At 69.6% G+C, this 21979-nt stretch carries 21 protein-coding genes; 12 read left to right on the top strand and 9 right to left on the bottom strand.

Translation table 11 applies throughout. The features are described from left to right. Positions 1 to 62: 62 nt before the first annotated feature. Positions 63 to 1877 (bottom strand): DUF4012 domain-containing protein, encoded by a 1815-nt coding sequence (locus tag ITJ60_RS14980; RefSeq protein ID WP_194648501.1) that lies wholly within the window; start codon positions 1875 to 1877, stop codon positions 63 to 65. Positions 1878 to 2040: 163 nt separating this feature from the next. Between ITJ60_RS14980 and ITJ60_RS14975 the strand changes: the two genes are divergently transcribed. From ITJ60_RS14975 to ITJ60_RS14935, 9 genes are all read left to right on the top strand, one after another. Beyond that, positions 2041 to 3159 (top strand): glycosyltransferase, encoded by a 1119-nt coding sequence (locus ITJ60_RS14975; protein ID WP_228510417.1) that lies wholly within the window; start codon positions 2041 to 2043, stop codon positions 3157 to 3159. After that, positions 3156 to 4232, top strand: a complete 1077-nt coding sequence (locus ITJ60_RS14970; RefSeq protein ID WP_194648499.1) for a glycosyltransferase family 4 protein — start codon at positions 3156 to 3158, stop codon at positions 4230 to 4232. Before ITJ60_RS14975 ends, ITJ60_RS14970 begins: the two co-directional genes overlap by 4 nt. Then, positions 4229 to 4927 (top strand): acyltransferase, encoded by a 699-nt coding sequence (locus ITJ60_RS14965; protein ID WP_228510415.1) that lies wholly within the window; start codon positions 4229 to 4231, stop codon positions 4925 to 4927. The genes ITJ60_RS14970 and ITJ60_RS14965 overlap by 4 nt, the downstream gene beginning before the upstream one ends. Then, positions 4917 to 5846: a glycosyltransferase family 2 protein gene (locus ITJ60_RS14960; protein ID WP_194648498.1), complete on the top strand. Its 930-nt coding sequence runs from the start codon at positions 4917 to 4919 to the stop codon at positions 5844 to 5846. Before ITJ60_RS14965 ends, ITJ60_RS14960 begins: the two co-directional genes overlap by 11 nt. 83 nt (positions 5847 to 5929) lie before the next feature. Continuing rightward, a complete protein-coding gene (locus ITJ60_RS14955) occupies positions 5930 to 7072 on the top strand; it encodes a glycosyltransferase (RefSeq protein ID WP_194648497.1) in 1143 nt (380 codons plus the stop codon). A 2-nt stretch (positions 7073 to 7074) separates the two neighbouring features. Further along, the gene (locus ITJ60_RS14950) at positions 7075 to 8307 is read left to right on the top strand and encodes a hypothetical protein (RefSeq protein WP_194648496.1); all 1233 of its coding nucleotides are present in this window, start codon (positions 7075 to 7077) and stop codon (positions 8305 to 8307) included. After that, the gene (locus ITJ60_RS14945; RefSeq protein WP_194648495.1) at positions 8304 to 8819 is read left to right on the top strand and encodes an acyltransferase; all 516 of its coding nucleotides are present in this window, start codon (positions 8304 to 8306) and stop codon (positions 8817 to 8819) included. The genes ITJ60_RS14950 and ITJ60_RS14945 overlap by 4 nt, the downstream gene beginning before the upstream one ends. A 35-nt stretch (positions 8820 to 8854) precedes the next feature. Further along, entirely contained in the window at positions 8855 to 10129 is a 1275-nt protein-coding gene (locus ITJ60_RS14940) for a hypothetical protein (RefSeq protein WP_194648494.1), read from the top strand. Positions 10130 to 10138: 9 nt separating this feature from the next. Then, positions 10139 to 10825, top strand: coding sequence for an SGNH/GDSL hydrolase family protein (locus ITJ60_RS14935; RefSeq protein WP_123340098.1), 687 nt, complete (start codon positions 10139 to 10141; stop codon positions 10823 to 10825). Positions 10826 to 10833: 8 nt separating this feature from the next. Here the strand turns inward: ITJ60_RS14935 and ITJ60_RS14930 are convergent, their stop codons facing one another. The 3 genes from ITJ60_RS14930 to ITJ60_RS14920 are packed head-to-tail and all read right to left on the bottom strand — an operon-like array spanning position 10834 to position 14709. Beyond that, the gene (locus ITJ60_RS14930; protein WP_416371915.1) at positions 10834 to 12309 is read right to left on the bottom strand and encodes a sugar transferase; all 1476 of its coding nucleotides are present in this window, start codon (positions 12307 to 12309) and stop codon (positions 10834 to 10836) included. Further along, positions 12306 to 13259, bottom strand: a complete 954-nt coding sequence (locus tag ITJ60_RS14925) for a hypothetical protein (RefSeq protein ID WP_194648492.1) — start codon at positions 13257 to 13259, stop codon at positions 12306 to 12308. Before ITJ60_RS14925 ends, ITJ60_RS14930 begins: the two co-directional genes overlap by 4 nt. Positions 13260 to 13272: 13 nt before the next feature. Further along, complete coding sequence (locus tag ITJ60_RS14920) at positions 13273 to 14709, bottom strand: polysaccharide biosynthesis tyrosine autokinase (RefSeq protein WP_194648491.1); 1437 nt, start codon at positions 14707 to 14709, stop codon at positions 13273 to 13275. A gap of 157 nt (positions 14710 to 14866) precedes the next feature. Between ITJ60_RS14920 and ITJ60_RS14915 the strand changes: the two genes are divergently transcribed. Further along, positions 14867 to 15589 carry a CPBP family intramembrane glutamic endopeptidase gene (locus tag ITJ60_RS14915; protein WP_123672010.1) on the top strand — a complete coding sequence of 241 codons (723 nt, stop codon included), beginning with the start codon at positions 14867 to 14869 and terminating at the stop codon, positions 15587 to 15589. 57 nt (positions 15590 to 15646) lie between these two features. Here the strand turns inward: ITJ60_RS14915 and ITJ60_RS14910 are convergent, their stop codons facing one another. Then, a complete protein-coding gene (locus ITJ60_RS14910; RefSeq protein ID WP_323749188.1) occupies positions 15647 to 16465 on the bottom strand; it encodes a DUF5067 domain-containing protein in 819 nt (272 codons plus the stop codon). 216 nt (positions 16466 to 16681) lie between these two features. On the opposite strand from ITJ60_RS14910, the gene ITJ60_RS14905 reads away from it, so the two are divergent. After that, positions 16682 to 17980: a PP2C family protein-serine/threonine phosphatase gene (locus tag ITJ60_RS14905; RefSeq protein WP_194648490.1), complete on the top strand. Its 1299-nt coding sequence runs from the start codon at positions 16682 to 16684 to the stop codon at positions 17978 to 17980. 5 nt (positions 17981 to 17985) lie between these two features. Here ITJ60_RS14905 and ITJ60_RS14900 read toward each other — a convergent pair whose 3' ends face one another. The 4 genes from ITJ60_RS14900 to ITJ60_RS14885 form a co-directional block, all read right to left on the bottom strand. Then, a complete protein-coding gene (locus ITJ60_RS14900) occupies positions 17986 to 18429 on the bottom strand; it encodes a hypothetical protein (RefSeq protein ID WP_194648489.1) in 444 nt (147 codons plus the stop codon). Between the two features lie 74 nt (positions 18430 to 18503). Continuing rightward, on the bottom strand, positions 18504 to 18965 hold the full coding sequence (locus tag ITJ60_RS14895) for a GNAT family N-acetyltransferase (protein ID WP_194648488.1): 462 nt from the start codon (positions 18963 to 18965) through the stop codon (positions 18504 to 18506). A 237-nt stretch (positions 18966 to 19202) separates the two neighbouring features. Then, the gene (locus ITJ60_RS14890; protein WP_194648487.1) at positions 19203 to 19826 is read right to left on the bottom strand and encodes a TetR/AcrR family transcriptional regulator; all 624 of its coding nucleotides are present in this window, start codon (positions 19824 to 19826) and stop codon (positions 19203 to 19205) included. A gap of 80 nt (positions 19827 to 19906) precedes the next feature. Next, positions 19907 to 20695 (bottom strand): AraC family transcriptional regulator, encoded by a 789-nt coding sequence (locus ITJ60_RS14885; protein WP_194648486.1) that lies wholly within the window; start codon positions 20693 to 20695, stop codon positions 19907 to 19909. A 54-nt stretch (positions 20696 to 20749) separates the two neighbouring features. Here ITJ60_RS14885 and ITJ60_RS14880 point away from each other — a divergent pair, with 54 nt between their 5' ends. Next, a complete protein-coding gene (locus ITJ60_RS14880) occupies positions 20750 to 21976 on the top strand; it encodes an MFS transporter (RefSeq protein WP_194648485.1) in 1227 nt (408 codons plus the stop codon). The last annotated feature ends 3 nt before the right edge of the window (positions 21977 to 21979 follow it).

The following is a 21979-nucleotide window of genomic DNA, read 5'->3' as shown; positions in this document are numbered from 1 at the left end:
GTCTCCGGCGGATTGAAGTGCGATCAGCCCCCCGTACTTGCAGGCGCGATGGCGAAGTTCGCTCAATCTACCGGGGATTCACAGCTGGTGGCCAGCGGCTTTGTAACCGACTGATGAACACCGGGGGTCGACACCGCGTCGACCGCGGTCCGCCCCTGGTCGGCGCCGCCCAGGTACTGCACCCGGATCGTCGTGCTTTTCCCTGGTGAGAGGGTGGTCTGGAACTGTGCGACGGGATGGTCACCGTCCGTCGCCGTCTGCGGAGACGCCGTCTTCCCATCCTGAGCGGATGTGACGTACACCCCTGAAGAGGGGGCGTAGACCGCGACGTTTGTCCGAACTGCGCCGGGCGGTACGCCGAACGCTCCGGCTCCGGTGACGTACTCCGGCAGACTCGTCGCCGCGTCCGCCGGGGCGGTGCTCTTCAGCGTGACCTCGACCGTCCACGTCGGTCGGCCGTCCTTCCGGCACACCTCGCTGCCGACCGACACGGTCTTCTCGAGGTAGTAGTCCATCTTCGCGCCGGTGGCGTCGTTGAGGTACACACCGAACTGCTGTGAGCTCGTGTCGCTGATCGGCAGTCCCCCTGCGATGGCGGTCCCGGTGAGCTCCGACTGCTCGCTCTTGTCGGCGCTCCAGAGCTTGACCCGTCCTTCGTCGACACCGGTCGTCAGCGCCGCGATGAACTCCTTCGGGTCGAAGCCGCCCTCGGAGACCTTCGTGAACACCGCGCTGGCTGCCGACGCGAAGAAGGCGTCCTGCACGGTCGGGTCCGGGTACTTCGCGTACGCCTCGCTCAGCAGCAGCTGCACGGCGTTGTCCGATGTCAGCTGGTCCCCCGTCGCCAGCGTGACCGGACCCGTCGCCTTCAGGATGTAACCGAGCGTCACCGGGTCGATCGACAGCACGCCGTCGACCTGCTGTCCGAACTGGCGCTTCCACATCTCCCGTGCCAGCTTCGCCGAGGTGTCGAAGCGTGGCGTCAGCGTGACGTCCTGGATGAACTCCCCCGTGATCGAGCCGTACAGGCCCTGCGTCTCCGTGGTGAGCGGCAGCACCGGGTCGTCGGTCTGCGGGAAGTCCGACGTCGACGCCTGCTGCCCGAGTGAGATCGCACCGTCGCGGACGTCCAGCAACGCCACCGCGCCGGGGATCCCCCCGCCGGCACGCAACTCCGCGTTGTTCTGGAAGAGCACGAGGTACTGCTTCGCACCGCCCTCGCCGAGCATCGCCGGCGCCAGCTGCACCACCTTGTCGGCGACGGCCGCCTGTTCCGAGACCGACGCCAAGGAGGCCCGGAGCTGGTTCACCGCGTCCGTCACCGCCGACACGGTGTCACCGGTGTCGATCCGGTCGGCTGCCCTGGTCGCCTTGCTGAGCGCGGTGGTCGCCTTCGCGACCGCCGGCTGCGCCGCCACGAGCGGCTGCAGGTCGATCTTGCCGCCCTCGGGCTTGAACGCGTCGACGTCGACGTCACCCAGGATCCCGGCGACCGGACGGACGGCGTCGCTCGCCACGTCGTCCACGATCGCGGACACCTGTCGGACGGCGCGGAGGTTGCCGCCGATGAACGGCGTGTGCTCGAAGACGGCCCACACCGGGTCGCTCGTCTTCGCCCGGGCGTCAGCGGCACTCGACTCGAGCTGCACCGCCGTGCGCTGTGCAGCTGCGGTGTCGCCCGTCGCCAACTGCGACCGCAGGGTGTCGACGTGCGCGACGGACGATTCGAGGTCCTGCTTCGCCTGCACCCCGCGGATCGTCACCCAGGCGACCGCGGCGATCACGAGCAGGACGATGAAGAGGACGCCCCACAGGAGCCAGCGACGTCGAGGCCCCCGGGTCCGAGCAGCACGTCGAGACTCGGATGCGTCCGACATGGCCTCAGCTTAGGAGGCCGGGTCGACGTCCTCCGGAGACGTGGCCGCGTTCCGGGATATCAGCGCGCGTGAAAGCAAAGAGAGGTGCTCGCGTTTGCTATGTTCGACCCGCCGACTGCTCCGGAGAGCGACCGAGCGGACTTCGGTCGTGATGAGGGGCAAGTTGACTGGCACAGGTCTTCCATCGGTGGCGATCATCGGCACGCGTGGTTACCCCAGCTTCTACGGCGGCTTCGAGACCGCTGTTCGCCACATCGCGCCGCACCTCGCGGCCAGCGGTTGGGACGTCACCGTCTACGGCCGGCCCGGCACGACCGACGACGAGTTCGAAGCCGACCCCCGAGTTCGCTCGATCGTCACGCGAGGCCTGCAGAGCAAGTCCCTCAGCACCTTGACCTTCGGGCTCACGTCCTCGTTGCACGCATTGTGGACACGACCCGACGTCGCGCTCGTGATGAACGTCGCCAACGGGTTCTGGCTCCCCCTGCTCCGCGCCCGAGGGATCGCCACCATCGTGAACGTCGACGGGATCGAGTGGGAACGGGCGAAGTGGGGACGTCTCGCGCGGACGATGTTCCGGACGGGCGCCCGGATGACTGCTCGTTGGGCGACCGAGATCATCGTCGATGCCAAGGCGATCGGCACGCACTGGTCAGCGCGCTTCGGCCGTGACGGTCACTTCATCCCCTACGGCGGCGATCCCCGTTCTGTTCACGCCGCGACGCCGTTCGAGGACGGGAAGTACGTCCTCGTCGTCGCCCGGTTCGTCCCGGAGAACACCATCGCTGAGCTGTTCGAGGCAGCGCCTGAAATCGCGCGCACGCACGACGTCGTGATCGTCGGGTCGTCGGGGTTCGGGGGCGAGCTCGATCAACAGGCCCAGGCGCTCGCTGATGCGCACGAGCGGATCCACTGGCTCGGACACGTCAACGACGACGAACTCCTGCACACGCTCTGGGCACAGTCCGGCGCGTACTTCCACGGGCACAGCGTCGGCGGCACGAATCCCGCGCTCGTGCAGGCCATGGCGCTCGGCGCTCCGGTGGTCGCACGGGACACTGTCTACAACCGTGAGGTGCTCGGCGACAGCGGGGCGTTCACCGCACCCGAACCCGATGCGATCGTCTCCGCGCTGCGCACGGTCCTGGACGACTCGGTGCGACGGCGGGAGCTGTCGGAGCTCGGCCGGCAGCGCGCCGCCGATGTCTACTCCTGGGACAAGGTCTGCGCGGCCTACGAAGCGCTCATGCGCCGGCAGCTTCCTCCCGGGGACTCGCCGTGAGGGTCCTTTTCGACGGCTACTGGTGGATGAACGGGCCGCCGTCCGGCCACATGGTGCTCCGCGAGGTCGTCGGGGCATGGCGGCAGTCCTTCCCGGCGGACGAATTGCACCTCGTCGTGCCCGCAGTAGATCTCTCCCACGCTCGCGCAGAGTCGCCGGATCTCGTCTTCACTGGTACGTCGCTGCGATTCCATCCGCTCATCAACAGCGTGGCTCTCCGACACACCGATCGGCGCCTCGGGCCGTTCGACGCGACGCTCGCGCAGAACTTTGCCGCCGGCACGCGGAACAGCGGCGTCTTCGTGCACGACGTGCTGTTCCAGTCGAACCCAGAGTGGTTCACGAGAACGGAGCGGATCTACCTCAGCTTGATCCCTCGGTTCGCTCGCCGAGCCGACATCGTCTTCACGTCCTCGCGCACCGAGGTGGAACGCATCAAGGCGTGGAACCCCGAACTGCAGCGCGTCGAGTCAACGGGCCTCGGCGTTCCGACCGCCATCACACGAGAGCACGCGAGCACGGACGCGGACCCGGAGCTGCACCCTGGCCGCTTCCTCCTCACCGTCGGCCGGCTCAACGTCCGCAAGAACGTCGGGACCGTGATCGACGCGGTGGTGCGGTCCGGGCGCGTTTCGTCTGATTTCCCGCTCGTGGTGGTGGGCAGTCCAGACGGTCGCACCGAGACCCTCTCCGCCGCCGCGCGCACGGCGGTGACGGACGGCTCCGTTCGGTTCACCGGGGCTGTCGACGACGCACGCCTCGCGTGGCTGTACCGCCAGTGCCGCATGATGCTGTTCATGTCGCTCGACGAGGGCTACGGGTTACCACCGATCGAAGCGCTCGCGAGCGGTGCCCCGGTCATCGCATCCGACCGTCCTGTGCTGCACGAGGTCCTCGGCGACGCGGTGACCTACGCCGACCCGCGTGACACCGTGGCCATCGCCGACGCCGTCGCTGCGGAGTTCGACCACCCGTGGCGTCGCGAGAGCAGCCAGGCGCCAGGGAACCGACCGTGGGCCGACGTGGTCGCTGCGATCCGAGCCGGCTACCAGAGGGAGAACGCCCGCCGATGAGCATCCTGGACACCCTCTACGCACGACTCCGCGGTCGGCCGATGAGCGCCGACGTCCCGCCACGAGTCCTGCGCCAGTTCGCAGCCGTCAAGGGGCTCCAGGCCATCGGCGGGCTCACGCTGCCCCGACGGTTCGCTGACATCGGACCGCGCTTCCGGGCACGTGGCGTCGTCATCCGTCACCCCCAGTACGTCCGGATTGGCCGAGGCACCTCACTCAACCGTGACGTCACGATCGACGGCTTCGCGAAGCGCGGTGTGTGGCTCGGCGAGAACGTCACCGTCGGCGCCGGTGCCGAGATCCGCGGCAGCGGTGTCGTCGCAGAGCCCGGAGTCGGCGTGCGTATCGGCGATCGGACATCGGTCGGACGCGGGAACGTCATCTGGGGGCAGGGCGGCATCACGATCGGCGAGGACTGCCTGCTCGGACCGAACGTGACCGTCGTCAGCGAGAACCACCGGTTCGACTCCCGCGTCGCCCCGATCCGTGAGCAGGGCCACGACCGCAGTCCCGTCGTCATCGGCGATGATTGCTGGATCGGAGCCGGCGCGATCATCCTCAAGGGCGTCACCATCGGTTCCGGGGCCGTCGTGGCCGCCGGCGCGGTGGTCACCCGAGATGTCCCCGCGTTCGCCGTCGTGGCAGGGGTCCCAGCGCAGGTGCGCACGAGCCGGAAGGACGACCGTGACGACTGATGACCGCGTCCAGTCGACCCTGTCGGTGGTCATCGTGACCTTCAACAGCGCCCGTGTCGTCCTCGACGCACTCGATGGACTGACAGGGATCGACGACCTCGAACTCGTGGTCATCGACAACGCATCGGCCGACGACACCGTCGACGTCGTCCGGAGCGCCTGGCCGTCGGCCACCGTGATCGAGAACCACGAGAACGTCGGATTCGCACGAGCGGTGAACGAGGGGGTCCGCCGATCGAACGGCGATCTCGTCATGCTGCTCAACCCCGACGCACAGATCGGGGCGCACGGCATCCGTGTGCTCCGTGACGCGCTGGGGTCGAACCCCGGTGATGTGGTCGCGCCGTTCGTCGAACAGCCCGCCCCGCAACGGATCGTGTCCGCCGGCCGGATGCCGACCGTCTGGCGGATGTTCACGCACTACTTCGGGCTGTCCCGCCTGAGCGCGCGGCTCCCGCTTCTCGAGGGGCACTACCTCCTGCCTCGCCAGGTCCACGGCACGATGCCCGTGGAGTGGGTGACCGGTGCGTGCTTCGTCGTCGCTCGACGCACGTGGGACGAAGTCGGCGGGCTCTCCGAGCGCTGGTTCATGTACGCCGAGGACATCGAGTTCTGCCACCGGGTCCGACGCGCGGGGCGCCGGGTTTGGTTGGCCCCGGAGGCGCGCGCCACGCACCTGGTCGGCCAGAGCGATTCGTCAGCGTCGACGACGGTCAACGCCGACTGGGTCCTGAACCTGCGAGACTTCTACGCCACCGACCTCGCTCTCTCGCGCCGCTCCGTGGGGCTCTGGACCGCCGTCGTCGCTTCCGGCCTCGGTCTCCGCGGGCTCGTCGCCGCCGTGCGGCACGGAACGGGAAGCCCCGCGGCCCGTCGGTTCAGCGGGTACAGCAGGGCACTCGTCCGGAGCACGCGGTGATTGCCGATCGCCCCGTGGTCGTCCTGACCGCATTCGCTTGCGATCCGCGACTCCCCAGCGAACCGACGATCGGGTGGGAGTACTTGACGACCTGGCTCCAGATTGCCGAGGAGCGAGATCTGGACGTCGTCGCGGTGATGAACGAGCGCTCCCGGATCGCGACCGCCGATCGGTTGCGCGCCGATGGCGTCGACATCGCACGACTGCAGCTGATCAGCCCTCCGGAGCCGCTGTGGTCCCGGCCCCTCCGCCACCATCGGCTGACGCGTATCGAACACATCGTGTGGGGATGGCGGACTCCCACCGCCGTTCGCGGGGTCGTGGACCTCGATCGGATCGTCCTCGCGCGGCACGTCACGTTTGCCAGCGAGCTCCTCCCTGCCCCGATCACCTGGCTCCGCCGACGAGCCCACACCGTCTGGGGCCCCGTCGGCTCGACGGGTCGCGCCGACGCCTACCTGTACGAACCACGGCCGACGGACTGGCGCAGCCGGTACCTCGTGCAGCGGCTGCGCGACTTCCTGAGCGCGATCGCCGCCAGTCGGACCGGCCGCCGCGTCGGACTCACGCTCGTCACGTCGTCGGCTTTGGCCGACCGGCTGCGGTCGGTGGGAGCAGCAGCGCGCGTGTTCCCCAACACCCGCCCGCTCACCACCGAGCCGGACACCGCTACCCGTGGCGAAGGCCATCGCGACGGCATCCGAATCCTGTCAGTGGGGAACCTGGTGCCGCTCAAGCGCATCGAGCTGAGCATCGCGGCCCTGGCGACGCCGGAGCTCTCGATGGCCAGCCTCCGAATCGCCGGCAAGCCGGCTCCCGGCCAGACGAACGATCTTCTGGACCTCGCTCGTCGCCTCGGAGTCGAGTCCCGTGTCGAGTTCCTCGGCCAGATCCCTCGCGACGACGTCGTCCGTGAAATGCACGCAGCGGATGTGCTCGTGCACCTGTCCGCGCGTGAGGGCGGCTCCGGCGTCGTCGGCGAAGCCACCTCGGTCGGCCTGCCCGTCGTGGCCTTCGCCGGGACCGGCGCCGCGGCCGTCCTCGACTACGCCGACGCCTCGGGCGTGACCGTCCCCCGGTCGGCACCCCGTTCGATCGGGACGATCGCCGGTGCCGTCCTGCGTGCTGCGTCCCTTCCCCGCCGTCCGAGCACCGTCTGGACGACGGACCGGCTGCTCGAAGCCGAACGGGGCCTCCTTCGTGAAGCCCTCGATCGGACGTCCTGACGATGACGGCGCTCGCACGGATCCGGGCGCTCCCGCAGCACCCCGTCGTCCTCCGGCTCATCGACCAGGGTTCGTGGTCGGCTGCTTTCTTCCTCTTCACGATCACCGCGAGCGCGTCCCTCGGCACACGGAGTTTCGCCGCGCTCACCGTCGTGACGGCGATCGGCGTGATCGCTGCAGCCTGCGCTCGGTCGTTCGCGATGGACGGTCGGATCGTGGCAGGCTCGCGCGCTGGCCTGCCCGTCGACCAGGTGATGTCCGGTCGGGCGGTCGCGCTCACGTCGGTGACCTTCGCGCTGATCGCCGCCGCGGCGAGCGCGATCTGGATCGCGAGCGGTTCGACCCCCGCTTCCCTGGCGCCGACAGTGCTCGCAGGGCTGATCGTCCTCGCTGACGGCCCGCACTACCTGCTCACACTGCAGCGCCGGTTCCGCGCGGCGATCGTGGGCGCCCTGCCATACGCCGCTTTCGCCATCGTCGCGGTGGTCTTGCTCCTCCTCGGCACCGATGTTCCCGTTCTCGTCCTGTGGATGACCGCCCTCACCGTGGCGTGCGGAGCATCGTGGCTCGCCGTCCTCCGCGCGCACCCGCACTCGTCCCCGATTCCGGGGCTTCTCGGCACTGCATCGCGCATCTCCGCCGAGGCGCTCTACTCGGCGCTCGGATCCCAACTCGGCATCCTGATCATCTACCTCGTCGCGGTCCCCTCCGCGACCACCGGGATCCGACTTGCGTACTCGGTCGTCTTCGCCCCGGTCTTCAGCCTCATCCAGGCCCTGACGCCGCTGCTCTTGGTGCACATGAGCGACCTCGGCCAGAACGCAGGGACGGCTCGCTCACGAGCAGCGACGCGATGGGTCGCCGCGGGCCTCGCGGGCGTCGTCGTTTCGGGCCTCATCGGCTGGGCAGTGGCTGCGTCCGGCGTGGCGGGCGCGAACTACAGCCACACCGCCACGTTCCTCGTGCCTGTCGGTGCGGCCCTGGCCGGTAACCTCGTGCTGGACACCGCGCTCCTCGTCGTCCGGTTCGGCGCTCGACCGAGTGTCCCGCACAGGATCCGCTTGATCGTCGTCAGCATCGACCTGGCGACGCAGCTCGCCCTCACCCTCACGCTCGGTCTCGACGGACTCGTGATCGCCCTCGTCGGCATGGCAGTCCTCAAGGCGATCGCAGCGGCGGTCGCCGTTCGGCTCTGGAACAGGTCGACCCCCGATGCAGAACGGATCCACGCATGATCGGCCTCGTGACCAGCCTTCGCCGTGAACTGCGCCGAGCAGCGCGAGACCTCGTGCTCAACACCGTTATCGCCAGTGCAGCGGTGGTCCCCCGTGCTCGCTGGCGGCTGCTCCGCGTCGTCGGTCTCGACGTGCACCGCTCCTACGTACAGGCGCGGTGCTTCTTCGGCGCGCGGAATGTGTCGATCGGCGCAGGCACCTTCATCAACTACGACTGCTTCTTCGACGGCTCGGCGCCGATCACGATCGGCCGGAAAGTCCGCATCGGAATGCAGTGCCTCTTCGTGACCGGCTCGCACGAGATCGGAACCCCCGACCAGCGCGCTGGCCGCGAGACCGCCGAGCCCATCGTGATCGAGGATGGTGCGTGGATCGGCGCCCGAGTGACGGTCCTGCCTGGGGTCACGGTGGGCCGCGGTGCCGTCGTTGCGGCGGGAGCCGTCGTCACACGCTCCGTGGCGCCGATGCAGACCGTTGCGGGTGTGCCCGCACGGCCGATCCGAGCGAGCTGAGGCATAGTGGACGCACGACTGGGGGTCAGCAGGAGATGAACAAGGCCATCGAGTCGAGCGGCGCGTCGACGTTGCAACGCTCCCTGCAGTATCTGGTGCTCTTCGTCGCAGTCGTGAAGATCCCCGGGCTGTCGTTGTTCCCCGCCCCGGGTCTCCTGCTCGGGCTCGTCCTCGCGCCGGTCGTTGCCCGCACACTCCTGAACGAGCGCATCGTCGCGGTTCTGTTCGCCGCAGCCACCGTGGCGACGGCAAGTGGCCTGATCACCGGCGCTTACACTCCAGTGACCTCGGGCTCGCCGGGTGACGTGTTCGTGCAGGCCACCCTCATCGCGTGGATCTACTCGATCCCCATCACCCTCGCGCTCGTGATCTGGGCCAGCACCGGTGTGAGCAAGCGGACCGCAATGACGCTGGTGCTCGCGGGCGGATTGGTGAGTGCGCTCGTCAACGAGCCGCTGGCGTGGAAGGGGAGCATCGGGATCTTCGCCACGATGCTCGCGCTCGCGTTCGCATGGGGGTACTCGCTGTTCCTGGCCCGCGCGATCCTGGTCGTCTCAGCAGCACTCAGCGCGGTTGGTGACGCGCGCTTCATGACCCTGATCGCCCTCCTGGCGATGGCAGCGACGTTCATCGGCCCGAAGACTCGTGCACGATTTGCTCAGCACCCGGTCCGCTGGAGCGTCGCCATCATCGCCGCGGCGCTCATCGCTGCCCGGTTGGCGATCGTCGCGATGCAGTCCGGGCTGCTCGGAGCAGCGATCGCGCTGCGGACACAGCACCAGTTCATCGCAGGCCGATCGTGGGTCGAGGCGGCTCGTACCGAGTGGGCAGCCACGCTCCACCTCTTCTCGGTTCAACCGTGGGGCTTCGGGATCGGTGAGGTCACGAATGGTGGTCTCGCGCGTGAGGCGATCGCGCGGGTCCAAGCAGTCGGCGGTGACTACACCTCCGACTACTTCCTCGTCGACGTGTTCGGCAGCCGGGTCGACCTCCACTCGATGACCGCAGACCTCTGGTACCACTTCGGGATCGGCGGAATCGTCGTCGTTGCCATCATCGGCGCGTACCTGCTCTTCGCGCTCCCCTCGGCGATCGGGCTCACTCGCACAGGGGGCGTCCTCGCGACCTTCGGCTGCCTGGCCGGGGCCTGGGACCTGCTGTTCAGCCCGATGGGGAACGTGGATCGCCTGATCGTCGCACTGGCGCTCGCCGCCTACGTCCTTCGACGGGAATCGCAGCCTGGTGCCAGCCACGTCATCCCTGCGCGGGAGACGGACAGGGTTCGGCGCAGTCGACTGACCGCCTCCTAGAATCCGAATGTGAAGCGCTCCAACCAACGAGCGATCGTCATCGGAAGTGCCGTGGTCGCAGTAGCAGGGCTGATCGCCGGAGCGCACAAGCTGCATGCGTCGTACGCCACCCACCAAGCGTGCGAGTCGGTCCGCGCGGACGGAAGGTCAGCCGGCACCGTGGACGTGACCGGTTCCGGTCCGCTCCGGATCACCGTCATCGGCGACTCCTACGCCGCTGGTGACAGCCTGGCCGACCGCACCGACGCGTGGGTCAACGTCTTCGCCGCCGAAACGGACGCGACGGTGACCGTCCTCGCGGAGGGTGGCACCGGGTTCACGAACCCTGGATTCTGCGGGGACAACGCGTTCGGGTCTCGGGTCGACCGGGTTGCCGCGACGAAGCCCGACCTGGTGATCATCGAAGGTGGGCTGAACGACGTCGGAGCGTCTGCCGAAGACGAACAGACCGCGGTCCGCTCGATGCTCCGTGGGCTCGATGCCTTCGACATCGTCATGGTCGGACCGGTGGACGTCCCCGCGGTGACGGGCGAAGCGAAGGTCGATGCGTCGCTTGAGGAAGCCGCCAGCTTGGCCAAGGTGCGCTACGTCTCGGCGCTGCGATGGGACATCGACCTCGGCACAGACGACAAGCACCCGTCCGCCCGCGGTCACACAGAGTTCGCCAGACGGCTCTCCGCGGCCATCGCCGGTTGACGACTCGGTCAGTACGCGCCCGCCGAACCCACCACGGCGCGAGCGGTGCGCCAGAGGATGATGACGTCGCCGACGAGTGACCAGTTCTCGACGTAGTACAGGTCGAGGCGCACGGAGTCCTCCCACCCGAGATCGGATCGCCCGCTCACCTGCCAAAGGCCCGTGACACCAGGCTTCACGAGGAAGCGGCGGTGCACCCGCGCCTCGTACCGCTCCACCTCTCGTTGCAAGGGGGGCCGCGGTCCGACGAGCGACATGCTGCCTGACAAGACGTTGAACAGCTGCGTCAGTTCATCGAGGCTGAACCGCCGCATGAACCGACCGACCGGTGTGACTCGCGGGTCGTCGCGCATCTTGAACAACACGTCATTTCCCGCAGCGCGATCGAGGTTGCTGAGCTCTTGGAGTCGGTCTTCCGCGTCGAACGCCATGGACCGGAACTTGACCATCCGGAACGGTCGGCCGTTGAGTCCGACACGCTCCTGGAGAAAGAGCACCGGACCCGCCGAACTGACCCGGACGGTGATCGCGAGGAGCGCCAGGACCGGCGACAACAAGACGATGAGCAGCAGCGACCCGACGATGTCGAACGCGCGCTTCGTCCACAGCTTCCGGCCCTCGTACGTCGGCGTCTCGACGTGGATCAGGGGCAGCCCCTGCACCGGCCGCGTGTGGATGCGCGGGCCACCGATGTCAGTGAGACTCGGGGCAACGACGAGGTGCTGCTTGCCGGGTTCCAGGGACCAGCTGAGTTCGCGGACTCGTTCCGGGGGCAGGTCGTCGGCGCTCGTGATGACGACGGTGTCAGCGCCGCTCTGCTCGAGCGCCGTCAGGATGTCGTCGAAGCCGCCGTAACTCTGCACGCCGGATCCGGGAAGGGTGCCGACCTGTCCGCCGGACACCGTGGCACCCAGCACTCGGTAGCCGGCCTGGGGCGTGCGGGCGAGCTCCTGGGCGATGTGCTGCACGCTCGCCGGGGAACCGACCAGCAGGACCTTGGCGGAGTACCTGCCAGACCGACGTTGCGCGACCAACCACTGTCGCCACATCCATCGCGAGAGCAGCAGGAACAGGATCCCGACGGGGAACGCGATGAGGACGTACCCGCGGGCGAGCTCGATGTGGAACAGGAACGCCGCGATGGCTAGGATTCCGAACACGCGGACGCTCGAGTCGGCCACGAGCCGGTACTCGGTGCTGCCGACCCCGAGCACACGAGCACCACGTGTGTCGAACACGGCCAGGGCACCGAGCCACAGCAGGATCACGATGATCGAGATGCCCGTGTAGTTCAGTCGGAGGTCGTTCGTGTTCGTCGCGAGGTTCGAGTCGAATCCCAGCCAGGCGATCTGCACCCCGAACACCACCCAGATCAGGACGAGCAGGTCGGTGAAGAGCACACGGCGCCCGTAAGCCCGGCTCCAGTCAGCAGTCGACGACTGCGCGGCGCGGGACGGCGCAGAGCTGCCCTGCGCGCCACTCACCACGTGACACCGTCGTCCGTCGACACCAGCGCATCGCTCCCGGACCACAGCCACACGGCGTTCCCAGCCCGCGCGACGGCGAGCGCCCCGTCCGGGTCAGCCTCCGCCGCGCACCCGACGACCATGGACTTCGTCCCTGGCGTCACACCGACTGCGGGCAGGGACCGGATCTCCGCACCAGCACACGCGGCCGCACCGACACTCGCGACGAGGTACGAGTCACCGTCGTCCGCCAGGGACCGGACACCCGCGAGCGGCACAGCGACCCAGTCGCCGTCGCCCGAACGCCACTGCACCTCGTCGTCGCAGACGACGGCAGTGGTGAACTCACCCTCGTACGCCTCGATGGGGTCGGTACACGGGGAGTCGACGGTTCCGGTCGACAGGATCAGCCCGTCGGGTCCGACACCGGCCCCGGCTGCGCCAGCGGCTCCGTCCTTCCACGACCGCCCGTCGTCGACGGACGTCCAGACCGTCGGTTCGCAGCCGTCGCCCGTGCCGGTGACCACCGAGATGCTGTCCGTGCCGGCGCGGAGCGCCAGCAAGGCGCCTGCTCCGGCCCCGAGACCGACCGGAGTCCACGTCGTTCCGCCGTCCACGGTGTGTTCCAGCACCCCGTCGGTTCCGTCACAGACCCCACTGGAGGCGCGCCATGCCTCCTGACCGTCCACTGCGGACAGCAGACGACGGCCGGGCGCGACCATCCCTGCGGGATCCGCCGTGGCGGTGCCGGACGGCTCGGCCGTGCGGGTGCCCGGCGACCGGGGTGAACTCGAGAAGGTCGGCACCGGACCCGGGGACCCGTTCGACGAAGGCGCCGTCCGCGCCAGCGCGAGTGCCACGAGCACCACGTCGATGACCACCAGGGCGACGACGATGACGGCGACCCAGACGAGCATGCGGCGCGAGAAGACGCTGCCGAGGGTGCGGGACCCTCGGCGCGGACTCACGTGCGGACCGCCGTCATCGAACGGCTCCGCGAGTAGCTGCGACGCGGCCGCGCTTCGGGGGCTTCGGCATGGGGGTGTCCTCGTCCTGCAGGCCGTAGCCGTACGCGTAGCCGTAGCGGCCGTAGCCGTACGCACCCGGTCCCTTGGTCGGCATCATGGTCATGACGAAGCCGGCGATCGGGGCACCGACGTTCTCGAGCGCACTGACTGCACCGGCGAGCTGGCCCTTGTGGGTGCGGCCAGAGGCCACGGCGACGATCGCGCCGGAGGCCTTCTTCGACAGGATCGCGGCATCCGTGACGGGCAGCAGGGGCGGGGCGTCGAACAGCACGTAGTCGAACTGCTGCTCCAGGCCGGCGATCAGGTCCTGCATCGCGCGGGAACCGAGCAGCTCGGACGGGTTCGGCGGGATCGGTCCGGCGGGGAGCACGACGAGGTTGCCGCGGCCCCACGGCACGGCGACGTCCTCGATCGTGGCGCGTCCGATGAGCACGTCGGTGAGCCCGGCACCGCCCTCGAGGTCCATGTACGTCGCGATCTTCGGGCGGCGCAGGTCGGCGTCGATCAGGATCACGCGGAACCCGGCGCTGTCGAGTGCGATGGCGAGGTTCGCGACGGTGGTGCTCTTGCCCTCGGACTCGACCGACGACGTCATCACGAAGGTGCGCGAACCGGTGCCGAGGTCGAGGAACTGCAGGTTGGTGCGGAGCGTGCGGAACGACTCGGCCCGCGGGCTGCGCGGGTCGACCTGCACGATGAGGGGGCGCTCCGACGCCTTGCTGTCGTAGGCGATCCCACCGACGACCGGCTTCTCGCTGATCTTCTCGACGTCCGACTCGGTACGGACGCGGTTGTCGAGCGTCGAGCGCAGGACCGCGACACCGACGCCGAGCGCGAGACCGACGAGCAGGCCCAGCACGACGTTGACCGGCACGTTCGGGCTGACCGGTGCGTTCGGCACCTGGGCTTCCTTGACGCGGGTGAGCTTCACCGTGCTGGTGCCGTCGGCGTCGGTGGCCTCGATGTTCTGCACGACGTTGGTCAGGCTCTCGGAGGTCGCGTTCGCGATGTCGGCGGCCTGCTTGGCGTTCGTGTCGTTCACGGTGATCGAGATCAGCGTCGTGTTGAGCGGCGCGTCCGAGGTGACGAGCTCGGCGAGCTGGTCGGACGTCATGTCGAGCTTCAGGCTGGAGATCACCGGCAGGAGCACGATCGGCGTCTCGACGAGGTTCGAGTAGGTCAGAACGCGCTGCTGCGTGAAGGTGTTGCCCTGCGCCAGGTCACTCGCACTACCGCTGGTCTGCGTCGAGACGAAGACCTGCGCCGAGGCGGAGTAGACCGGCTGCTTGAGCAGCGAGAAGCCCGCCGCCGCGGCGACGCCGACCAATGCCAGCACCAGGATGAAGACCCACCCCTTGCGCAAGACCGCGATGTAGTCGCGTAGCTCCACGCGGCACCCTTCCCCGGAAGTCGCCGCGTCCTGCAAGTCCCGTCACAGGTCGGCCAGGATTGTCCCAGCGTTCGGCAGGGAAATACTGCCACATCGATGAGACGCGCTCGGGGTCGTACGACGTCGAGTCTCGTTCTGCGTCCCGTACGGTGGCGACATGCAGCCCGAACCGGACGCGCCGACCGCCGACCGCCCCTCCTCGGCGGTGCGGGACCTGCAGGTCATCGTGATCGCGCTGCTCGTCGCCGTGCTGCTGTCCCGCATCGTCGGCGGCGTCGCCCGGACTGGGGGTCTGCCCGCCCCGATCACGCAGGTGCTCGCCGCCGACCTGGCGGTGTGGGTGCCGCTCGTGCTCGGTGTCGGATGGGTGCTCCGGAAGTCAGCTCCGGCCGTCCTCGTGCGTCGGCTCGGGCTCGGGTGGGCCGACGTCGTCGCGGCGATCGGCATCGTCGTCGTGTGCCGCGGGCTCGACGCCGTGCTGTCCGTCGCGTTCTTCGGCGCGACCGGGCTGACGCCGCAGCCGACCCTCGGCACGCCGGACGTCCTGCTGCTCGTGGTCTCGGCGATCGGGGTGTGCCTGGTCAGTCCGGTGCTCGAGGAGATCGTGTTCCGCGGCGTCATGCAGCGTCGACTGTCGGCCGAGCTGACGCCGCGCACGCGGTTCTTGGCGGTGCTGGTCACCGCGTTCGCGTTCGCGCTGATGCACCTGGCGATCAGCACGACCACGTCGTCGGTCGCGGGGTTCGAGGTCTTCGTGACGACGTTCGTGCTCGGTCTGCTGACGGGGACGCTCGTCGCCATGACCGGGCGCATCGGCGGGGCGATCCTGGCGCACGTCCTGTTCAACACCGTGGCCGTCGTGCTCACCTGGCCCCGCTGATGAGTGCAGACGAAACGGGCCGGTCTCCGAAGAGGCCGGCCCGTTGTCGTGAAGGGATTACTGCAGTTCGTAGGTGACGGACCCGAGGTCGTCGGTGAAGAGGCTCTCGCTGGCGGTGAGCTTCACGGGCGTCGTCTCGTCGTCGAGCTCGTAGGCGACCGCATTCTCGACGGTGCCGCCGTTCTTGATGTCCTCCGTCTGCGACTCGAGGTACTGGTCGCCCGGGGTGGAACCGATGTCGAGCTTGTTGACCGCGTTCGGGTCGTTGTCCTGGAATGCCTCGAACGAGCCGATCCAGGCAAGGGTGGGGTTGATCGCCTTGTCGGTCAGGTTCGTCGTCGTGTAGACGATCGCGATGACCGGCTTGGTGCCGTACTCGTTGCCGGGCTGGCCGACCGGGATGACGCGGTGGCTCGTGATCTTGATCGTCATCTCGGACGTGGTCAGGACGCCGTCCTTGAACGAGGCCGTCGCGCTCGACGTGTCCTCAGCGGCGCTGTCAGCCGGAGCCGCTGACGCAGACGTCCCAGCGGGCGGAACCGTCGCCTTGCTGACCGCTTCGGCGGCACCGGCGAAGATCGCTGTGTAGACGACCGCGAGGATGATCGACAGGACCAGTCCCAGGCCGGAGAGGATCAGCCCGGCGACCGCAGCCTTGCGCGGGCGGAACTTGATGACGAGCCCGATGATCCCGAGGACGACTCCGACGACGCCCGTGGCGATCGTGACGTAGTTGAAGAACGGGATGGCGAAGCCCGCCATCGTCAGGATGCCGAGGATCAGCGAGGCGATCCCGAATCCGTTGCCAGCGGCGCGCTGCGGGGGTGGCGGTGCGACCGGCTGGTGGGGTGCCGCCGAGTAGGTGGTGTCGGACACGGAGTCTCCTGGCTAGATACGTGATGAGTGTTGCTCGGGTAGCAACGCGATCAGGAGAGTATCGACTGAGCGGGCTCTCACGGTTCTCAGAGCGAGAACATTGCGGAGGTCCGCATTGCCGCACGCCACCGCACGTCGAAGAACCACCCGGACACTGCGACCGTTCGCCGCAGGCCACGCACGACGAGCCGCCCCGACCGGTAACGTCCTTCTCGAATGTCTCGCCCAACCAGCATCCTCGAGAGCCCCCTCGCCCGGCAGGCTCCGTTGAGTGCGCTGTTGGCGCTCGGTGCCGTCCTGAGCATCACGGTGCCGTCGCTCCAGGTGACGGACGACGGCCTGTTCGTCGCGAGCCTCGCGGTCACCGGTCTCGCGACGGTCGTGGCGGCGGTGGCACTGGCGCTCCCGCACTCCGTCGGGCTCGTGCCGGCATTGCTGGTGCTCGACTTCGTGGCGATCGCGCTGTTCCGGACGAGCACGGGCGCGAGCGCGTCGGTCTTCACCTCGCTCGCCGTCCTGCCGGTCGTCTGGTGCGGGTCCCTCCGTGGGCGACTGACCGTCGTGTACGCGGCGCTGGGCGTGACGCTCGTGATCATGGCGCCCTACTTCCTGACGCCGACGAACGTGCCCGGCGCGAGCGAGCTGGTCCGTCTCGGCGTCACCGTGATCGTGTTCGGGACGGTCGCGGCGGTCGTGCAGGAGCTCTCGCGGCGAGCGCGGCGCAACGTGCGCGCTGCCCGACTGGGCGAGGAACGCGTCCGCGCGGAGATCGATCGGGCCGCCGCCGTCCAGCGTTCGCTGCTGCCGACGTCAACTGACCACCTGGGCGCTGACGTGGCGGTGGCGGGCGCCTGCCTGCCGGCGAAGTCGGTCGGTGGTGACTTCTTCGACTGGTACGAGACGAACACCGGGATCGCCGTCAGCCTCGGCGACGTGATGGGCAAGGGAGTCGGAGCCGGGCTGATCGCGGCAGCCGTGCGGGCCACCGTCCGCAGTGCCCGCACCGTCGACGACCCGTCCGAAGCGCTGCTGCGGGCGGCCGACGGGCTCGCCGCCGAGGGCAGCGCGACGGACGTGACCTTCACCACGCTGTTCCACGCGCGCATCTCGACCGACGGGACCTTCCGGTGGGCGGATGCGGGCCACGGCCTGAGCCTGGTGCTCCGGTCAGACGGCGCCGTCGATCGGCTCCGGTCGAGCGACCTTCCGCTCGGGATGGGGCTCCGCGACGAGTGGGCGACGACCGAGGGGTTCCTCGACACCGGCGACCTGCTCATCTCGTTCAGTGACGGCGTGCTCGACCTGTTCGGCGGGCGCGAGGACACCGTCGACGCCGTGGCCGATCTCGCACGGGCCTGCGGCTCCGAACCCACGGCACTGGTGGCGGCACTGTCCGCGCGGGCGGACGAAGTCGCGCACGACGACGACGTGACCGTGATCGCGATCCGACGAGCACCGGTGGCGACCGGGGCCTCCGCGCTGCCGGCGCACCCGGCGCGCCAGGAGCGCAGGTGACGAGGTCAGTCGCCGGTCGGTGACTCCTGCTCGCGCCGGAACCGCTCGACCTCGGCATCGACCTGCCGCCGCGAGAACCGCTTCTCCACGACGATCATCCACGTCAGACCGACCGCGGTGAGCACTGCTCCGAGGACGATCCCCTCGATGCGTGGGTCAGCCTCGCCCCGGCTCGGCCAGACCACGCCGATCAGCAGTCCCAGGCCGATGACCGTGAGCACGAACGCAGCGATCGTGCTGGCCGAGTTCGCCGAGGACTGACGACCCGACGGGATCGCCCGCGACGAGAACGCGAGCACGAACCAACCGCCGAGGACCCCAGCACTCACCGGGAACCACTGCCCCAGCACGAGCAGCAGCCCGAGCGACAGCACGAACCCGCCGGCGCACCAGAGCCACCACCGGTCCCGATCCTGCCGCTGCTGCCCGGCCACGTCGTCGTTCCCCATGCCTCGACCGTAGCCGAGCCCTGCAGCCGACCGGCCGCCCGCCCGAAGCGCGAAGCCACCCGGCGGCCGCCCTGTCAGAGCGCCCGCGAGAAGCAGACCGACTCGGGGTCGTCGCGGTAGGGGCCGAACGGCTGGATCCGCACGAACCCGTTGCGGGCGAGCAGCGCGGCCGCGTGCGGCTGCAGCACGCCCATCTCCGCCACGACCGCGGGTGCCTGCAGCTCCTCGGCCTGCGCGAGCAGCTCGAGCACCAGCAGGTCGCCGACGCCCTGCCCGCGAGAGTCTGGTCGGACGAACAGCCGGCGGATCTCGAAGACCCCGTCCCCCGCGGCACTGAGCGAACCGGTTCCGAGCGCCAGGCCCGAGGGGTCGCGGGCGATGACGTGCACGGCGGCGGTCGCCCCGGTGAGCGGCCGTCCGGTGTCGGCCGACCGCCCGTAGATCCGGTCGACCTCGATCCGCGCTGCGGCGCGCAGCCGGACGGCGTCCTCGAGGTCGAAGGGCTCGGCCGCGACCGAGATCGTCAGGTGCTGCATGTGCTGTGCGTTCCTCGCCGGCACGGCGTCGTCGCGGTGCCACGTGGGTGATCGGTGTGCGTGCCGCCGCTCGAACCCGAATCGAGCGGCGGCACGGTGGGTGCGCTTCCGCTCGAACCCGAATCGAGCGGTCTCGCATGCAGACGGCTGGCGTCTGCCCTCGGACGCCCTAGCGTCCGTGGTCTGTGGTGGGTCTGGGTCATCCCACGAGGTCTGGGTCAGCCCACGAGGTCCGGGTCAGCTCACCAGGTCGAGGTCCCAGACGGGCGCGACGTAGGTCCGCGACCATCCTTCGCGCAGGCGGGTCACGGCACGGTCGAAGGACTCCAGCAGCTCCATCTCCGGCCGCACCATCGACTGCAACTGCAGCCCCTCGTAGGTCGCGAGCAGCTGCTCGGAACCGCGTGCGGGCTCCATGGTCCGCGGCTCCCGGCCGAGCAGGATGTCCCGCTCGAGGGAGTGCTGCACGAACGCGTGGAAGCGCCGCCAGCGGGAGTGCAGCATCGGCGCCAACGGGTGTTCCGGCGAGGCGGCGATGTTCAGGCTGGCCGTGAGGAACCGCATGAGTGACGGGTCGGCGATGTTGGCGGTGACGATGGCCCGCAGGAACGGCACGGTGCCGTACTGTTCGGCGAGCGGCAAGAGCGGCGTGGTGCGCTGGTCGTTCCAGCGGTCGATCGTCGCCAGGAGCAGGCCGTCCCAGCTCGGGAACGTCTGGTCGACGACGTCCACCGACTCCCCGGCTTCGGCTGCGACGACGGCCGGGGTCACCTCGTGCAGCGGGCGGGCCCGGAGCGCGCGGATCATCCCCTCGACGACCGTCGAGCGGAGCGACGCCGGGTCCGGCGTTTCGATGTGCATGCATTCACCACACCAGGCACATGCGACCCATCAAAGCCCCCGAACGGGGATCGCGCGCAAACCGGACCAGCACGATCCGGTCACGGACCGCCGCGCACCACCGGCTGACGTCGCCGGTACACCCCGGGCGTCATGCCCACGAGTGGTGTGAACTGGTCGATGAACTGACTCGTCGTCGCCCATCCGCACGCGGCCGCGGCATCGGTCACCGAGGCTCCACCGGCCAGCAGGACGAGCGCCCGGTGCACCCGCAACTGTAACCGCCACTGCCGGTACCCCATCCCGGTCTCCTGCCGGAACAGGCGACTGAGCGTCCGCTCACCCACACCGACTTCACGCGCGAGCTCACCGAGTCCGCGTGGCCGGGTCAGGTCCCGTTCGACCGCGCGCACCACCTGCCGCAGCCGCGGATCCCGCGGCTGCGGCAGATGCAGCGGCTGCTCCGGCGCGGACGCGAGCTCGTCCACGACGACCGCCCGCAGGTGCTCGATCGCCGTCTCGGAACGGCGAGCGTCCGTCGTCAACGCGAGCAGTGCCTCCCGGGCCAGCGCCGACACGGCGAGCACCGCCGGACCGGACGGGAGGCCCGTGGCTGCGTCCGCCGACAGGAACACGACCCGCATGTCGGTCGCCCCGTGGGCCCGGTGCCGGTGTTCGGCACCGGCCGGCACCCACGCGACGCGGTTGGGCGGCGCGATCCACGCGCCGTCGTCGGTGATGAGCGACAGCACGCCGGAGGCGGCGTGCACGAGGTGACCGAGCGGGTGCGTGTGCGTCGGGACGGTCTCGGCGTGCGCGAAGGCGAAGGCGGCCTCGGTGCGCAGGTCGACGGTCCGCGCGTCGACCGGCACCTGGCTGGATTCCGACATCGGGCGGCAGTCTACGTGTTCCGGGCCGGTGGCGAGCAGTGGTGGGATCGACCCATGACCACCGCCTCGATCCCCGTCACGACCACGAGACCTCGGCTCCTCGCCGGCTGGTACGTCGGCGCGGGCCTGCTGCTCATCGCGATCAACCTGCGGATGGGCGTGGCCTCGGTCGGGCCCGTGCTCGGGGCGATCGAGCGGTCGTTGAGACTGTCCCCGTCGGCGGCGAGCCTGCTCACGACGATCCCGGTGTTCGCGTTCGGTGCGTTCGCGTTCCTGACCCCGGTGCTCAGTCGGCGCATCGGCCTGCACCGGCTGCTCGGCCTGACGATGGCGGTGCTGGCGATCGGCATCGCGCTCCGGCTCGAGCCGCACGGCTGGGCCCTCTCCGGCGGCACGGTCCTGGCCGGAGCGGCGATCGCGGTGGCGAACGTCTGCATGCCGGCCGCGATCAAGAGCGACTTCGCGCACCGGGTCGGGTTGATGATGGGCCTGTACTCGACGGCGCTGTTCCTCAGTGCGGCGATCGCGTCGGCGGCCGTCGTCCCGCTGATGGCCGCGTTCGCCGGGTCGTGGCGCCCGGCACTGGCGTTCTGGGCGATCCCGGCGGCGATCGCGTTCGTGGTGTGGCTGCCGCGAGCGCTGCAGCGTCCGGACGCCCGGGTCCGTGCCACCGGCGCGGGTGCCGCCGACGAACCGACCTTCGCGCGGCTGCTCCGCGACCCCGTGGCGATCGCGGTGACCGGCTTCATGGGGCTGCAGAGCCTGTCGTACTACGCGTTCCTGACGTGGGTGCCGACCGTGCTGCAGGACGCCGGCGTCTCGGCGCACGCTGCCGGCCTGATGTTGGCCTACTCGAGCCTGCCGGGGATCGTGACCGGCATCACCGGGCCGGCGATCGCCCGACGCCTCCGCCCGACCTGGCTGCCGGTGCTCGTCGTCGTGGTGCTCTGCGCCGCCGGGTTCGCCGGACTGCTCGTCGCGCCGGCCGCGGGCGCCTGGGTGTGGATGACGCTGCTCGGACTCGGGCAGGGCGGCGCGATCAGCCTGTCGCTGAGCTACATCGTGTGGCGATCGCCCGATGCCCGGCACACCGCCCACGTCTCGACGATGGCGCAGGGCATCGGGTACCTGCTGGCGGGGCTCGGGCCGCTCGGCCTCGGCCTGCTGCACACCGCGACCGGGGGCTGGACCGTGCCGATCGTGGTGCTGCTCGTCCTGCTCGTGCTGCAGTTCGTGGCCGGAGCCGCCGCGAGCCGCGACCGTCACGTGCTCCGCCGGTAGCGC

It is taken from the genome of Curtobacterium sp. VKM Ac-2884 (assembly GCF_015350945.1).
Taxonomy (GTDB): domain Bacteria; phylum Actinomycetota; class Actinomycetes; order Actinomycetales; family Microbacteriaceae; genus Curtobacterium.
Note: the sequence above shows the minus strand (reverse complement) of the source record. Positions and strands in the feature narration are given on the sequence as shown.

What these genes read in the sequence shown, in the direction of transcription:
- ITJ60_RS14880 (WP_194648485.1), top strand. Translation starts at nt 20,750, where the DNA reads ATGACCACCGCCTCGATCCCCGTCACGACCACGAGACCTCGGCTCCTC.
- ITJ60_RS14940 (WP_194648494.1), top strand. Translation starts at nt 8,855, where the DNA reads ATGAACAAGGCCATCGAGTCGAGCGGCGCGTCGACGTTGCAACGCTCC.
- ITJ60_RS14895 (WP_194648488.1), bottom strand. Translation starts at nt 18,965, where the DNA reads ATGCAGCACCTGACGATCTCGGTCGCGGCCGAGCCCTTCGACCTCGAG.
- ITJ60_RS14965 (WP_228510415.1), top strand. Translation starts at nt 4,229, where the DNA reads ATGAGCATCCTGGACACCCTCTACGCACGACTCCGCGGTCGGCCGATG.
- ITJ60_RS14945 (WP_194648495.1), top strand. Translation starts at nt 8,304, where the DNA reads ATGATCGGCCTCGTGACCAGCCTTCGCCGTGAACTGCGCCGAGCAGCG.
- ITJ60_RS14950 (WP_194648496.1), top strand. Translation starts at nt 7,075, where the DNA reads ATGACGGCGCTCGCACGGATCCGGGCGCTCCCGCAGCACCCCGTCGTC.
- ITJ60_RS14905 (WP_194648490.1), top strand. Translation starts at nt 16,682, where the DNA reads ATGTCTCGCCCAACCAGCATCCTCGAGAGCCCCCTCGCCCGGCAGGCT.
- ITJ60_RS14890 (WP_194648487.1), bottom strand. Translation starts at nt 19,826, where the DNA reads ATGCACATCGAAACGCCGGACCCGGCGTCGCTCCGCTCGACGGTCGTC.
- ITJ60_RS14980 (WP_194648501.1), bottom strand. Translation starts at nt 1,877, where the DNA reads ATGTCGGACGCATCCGAGTCTCGACGTGCTGCTCGGACCCGGGGGCCT.
- ITJ60_RS14885 (WP_194648486.1), bottom strand. Translation starts at nt 20,695, where the DNA reads ATGTCGGAATCCAGCCAGGTGCCGGTCGACGCGCGGACCGTCGACCTG.
- ITJ60_RS14900 (WP_194648489.1), bottom strand. Translation starts at nt 18,429, where the DNA reads ATGGGGAACGACGACGTGGCCGGGCAGCAGCGGCAGGATCGGGACCGG.
- ITJ60_RS14915 (WP_123672010.1), top strand. Translation starts at nt 14,867, where the DNA reads ATGCAGCCCGAACCGGACGCGCCGACCGCCGACCGCCCCTCCTCGGCG.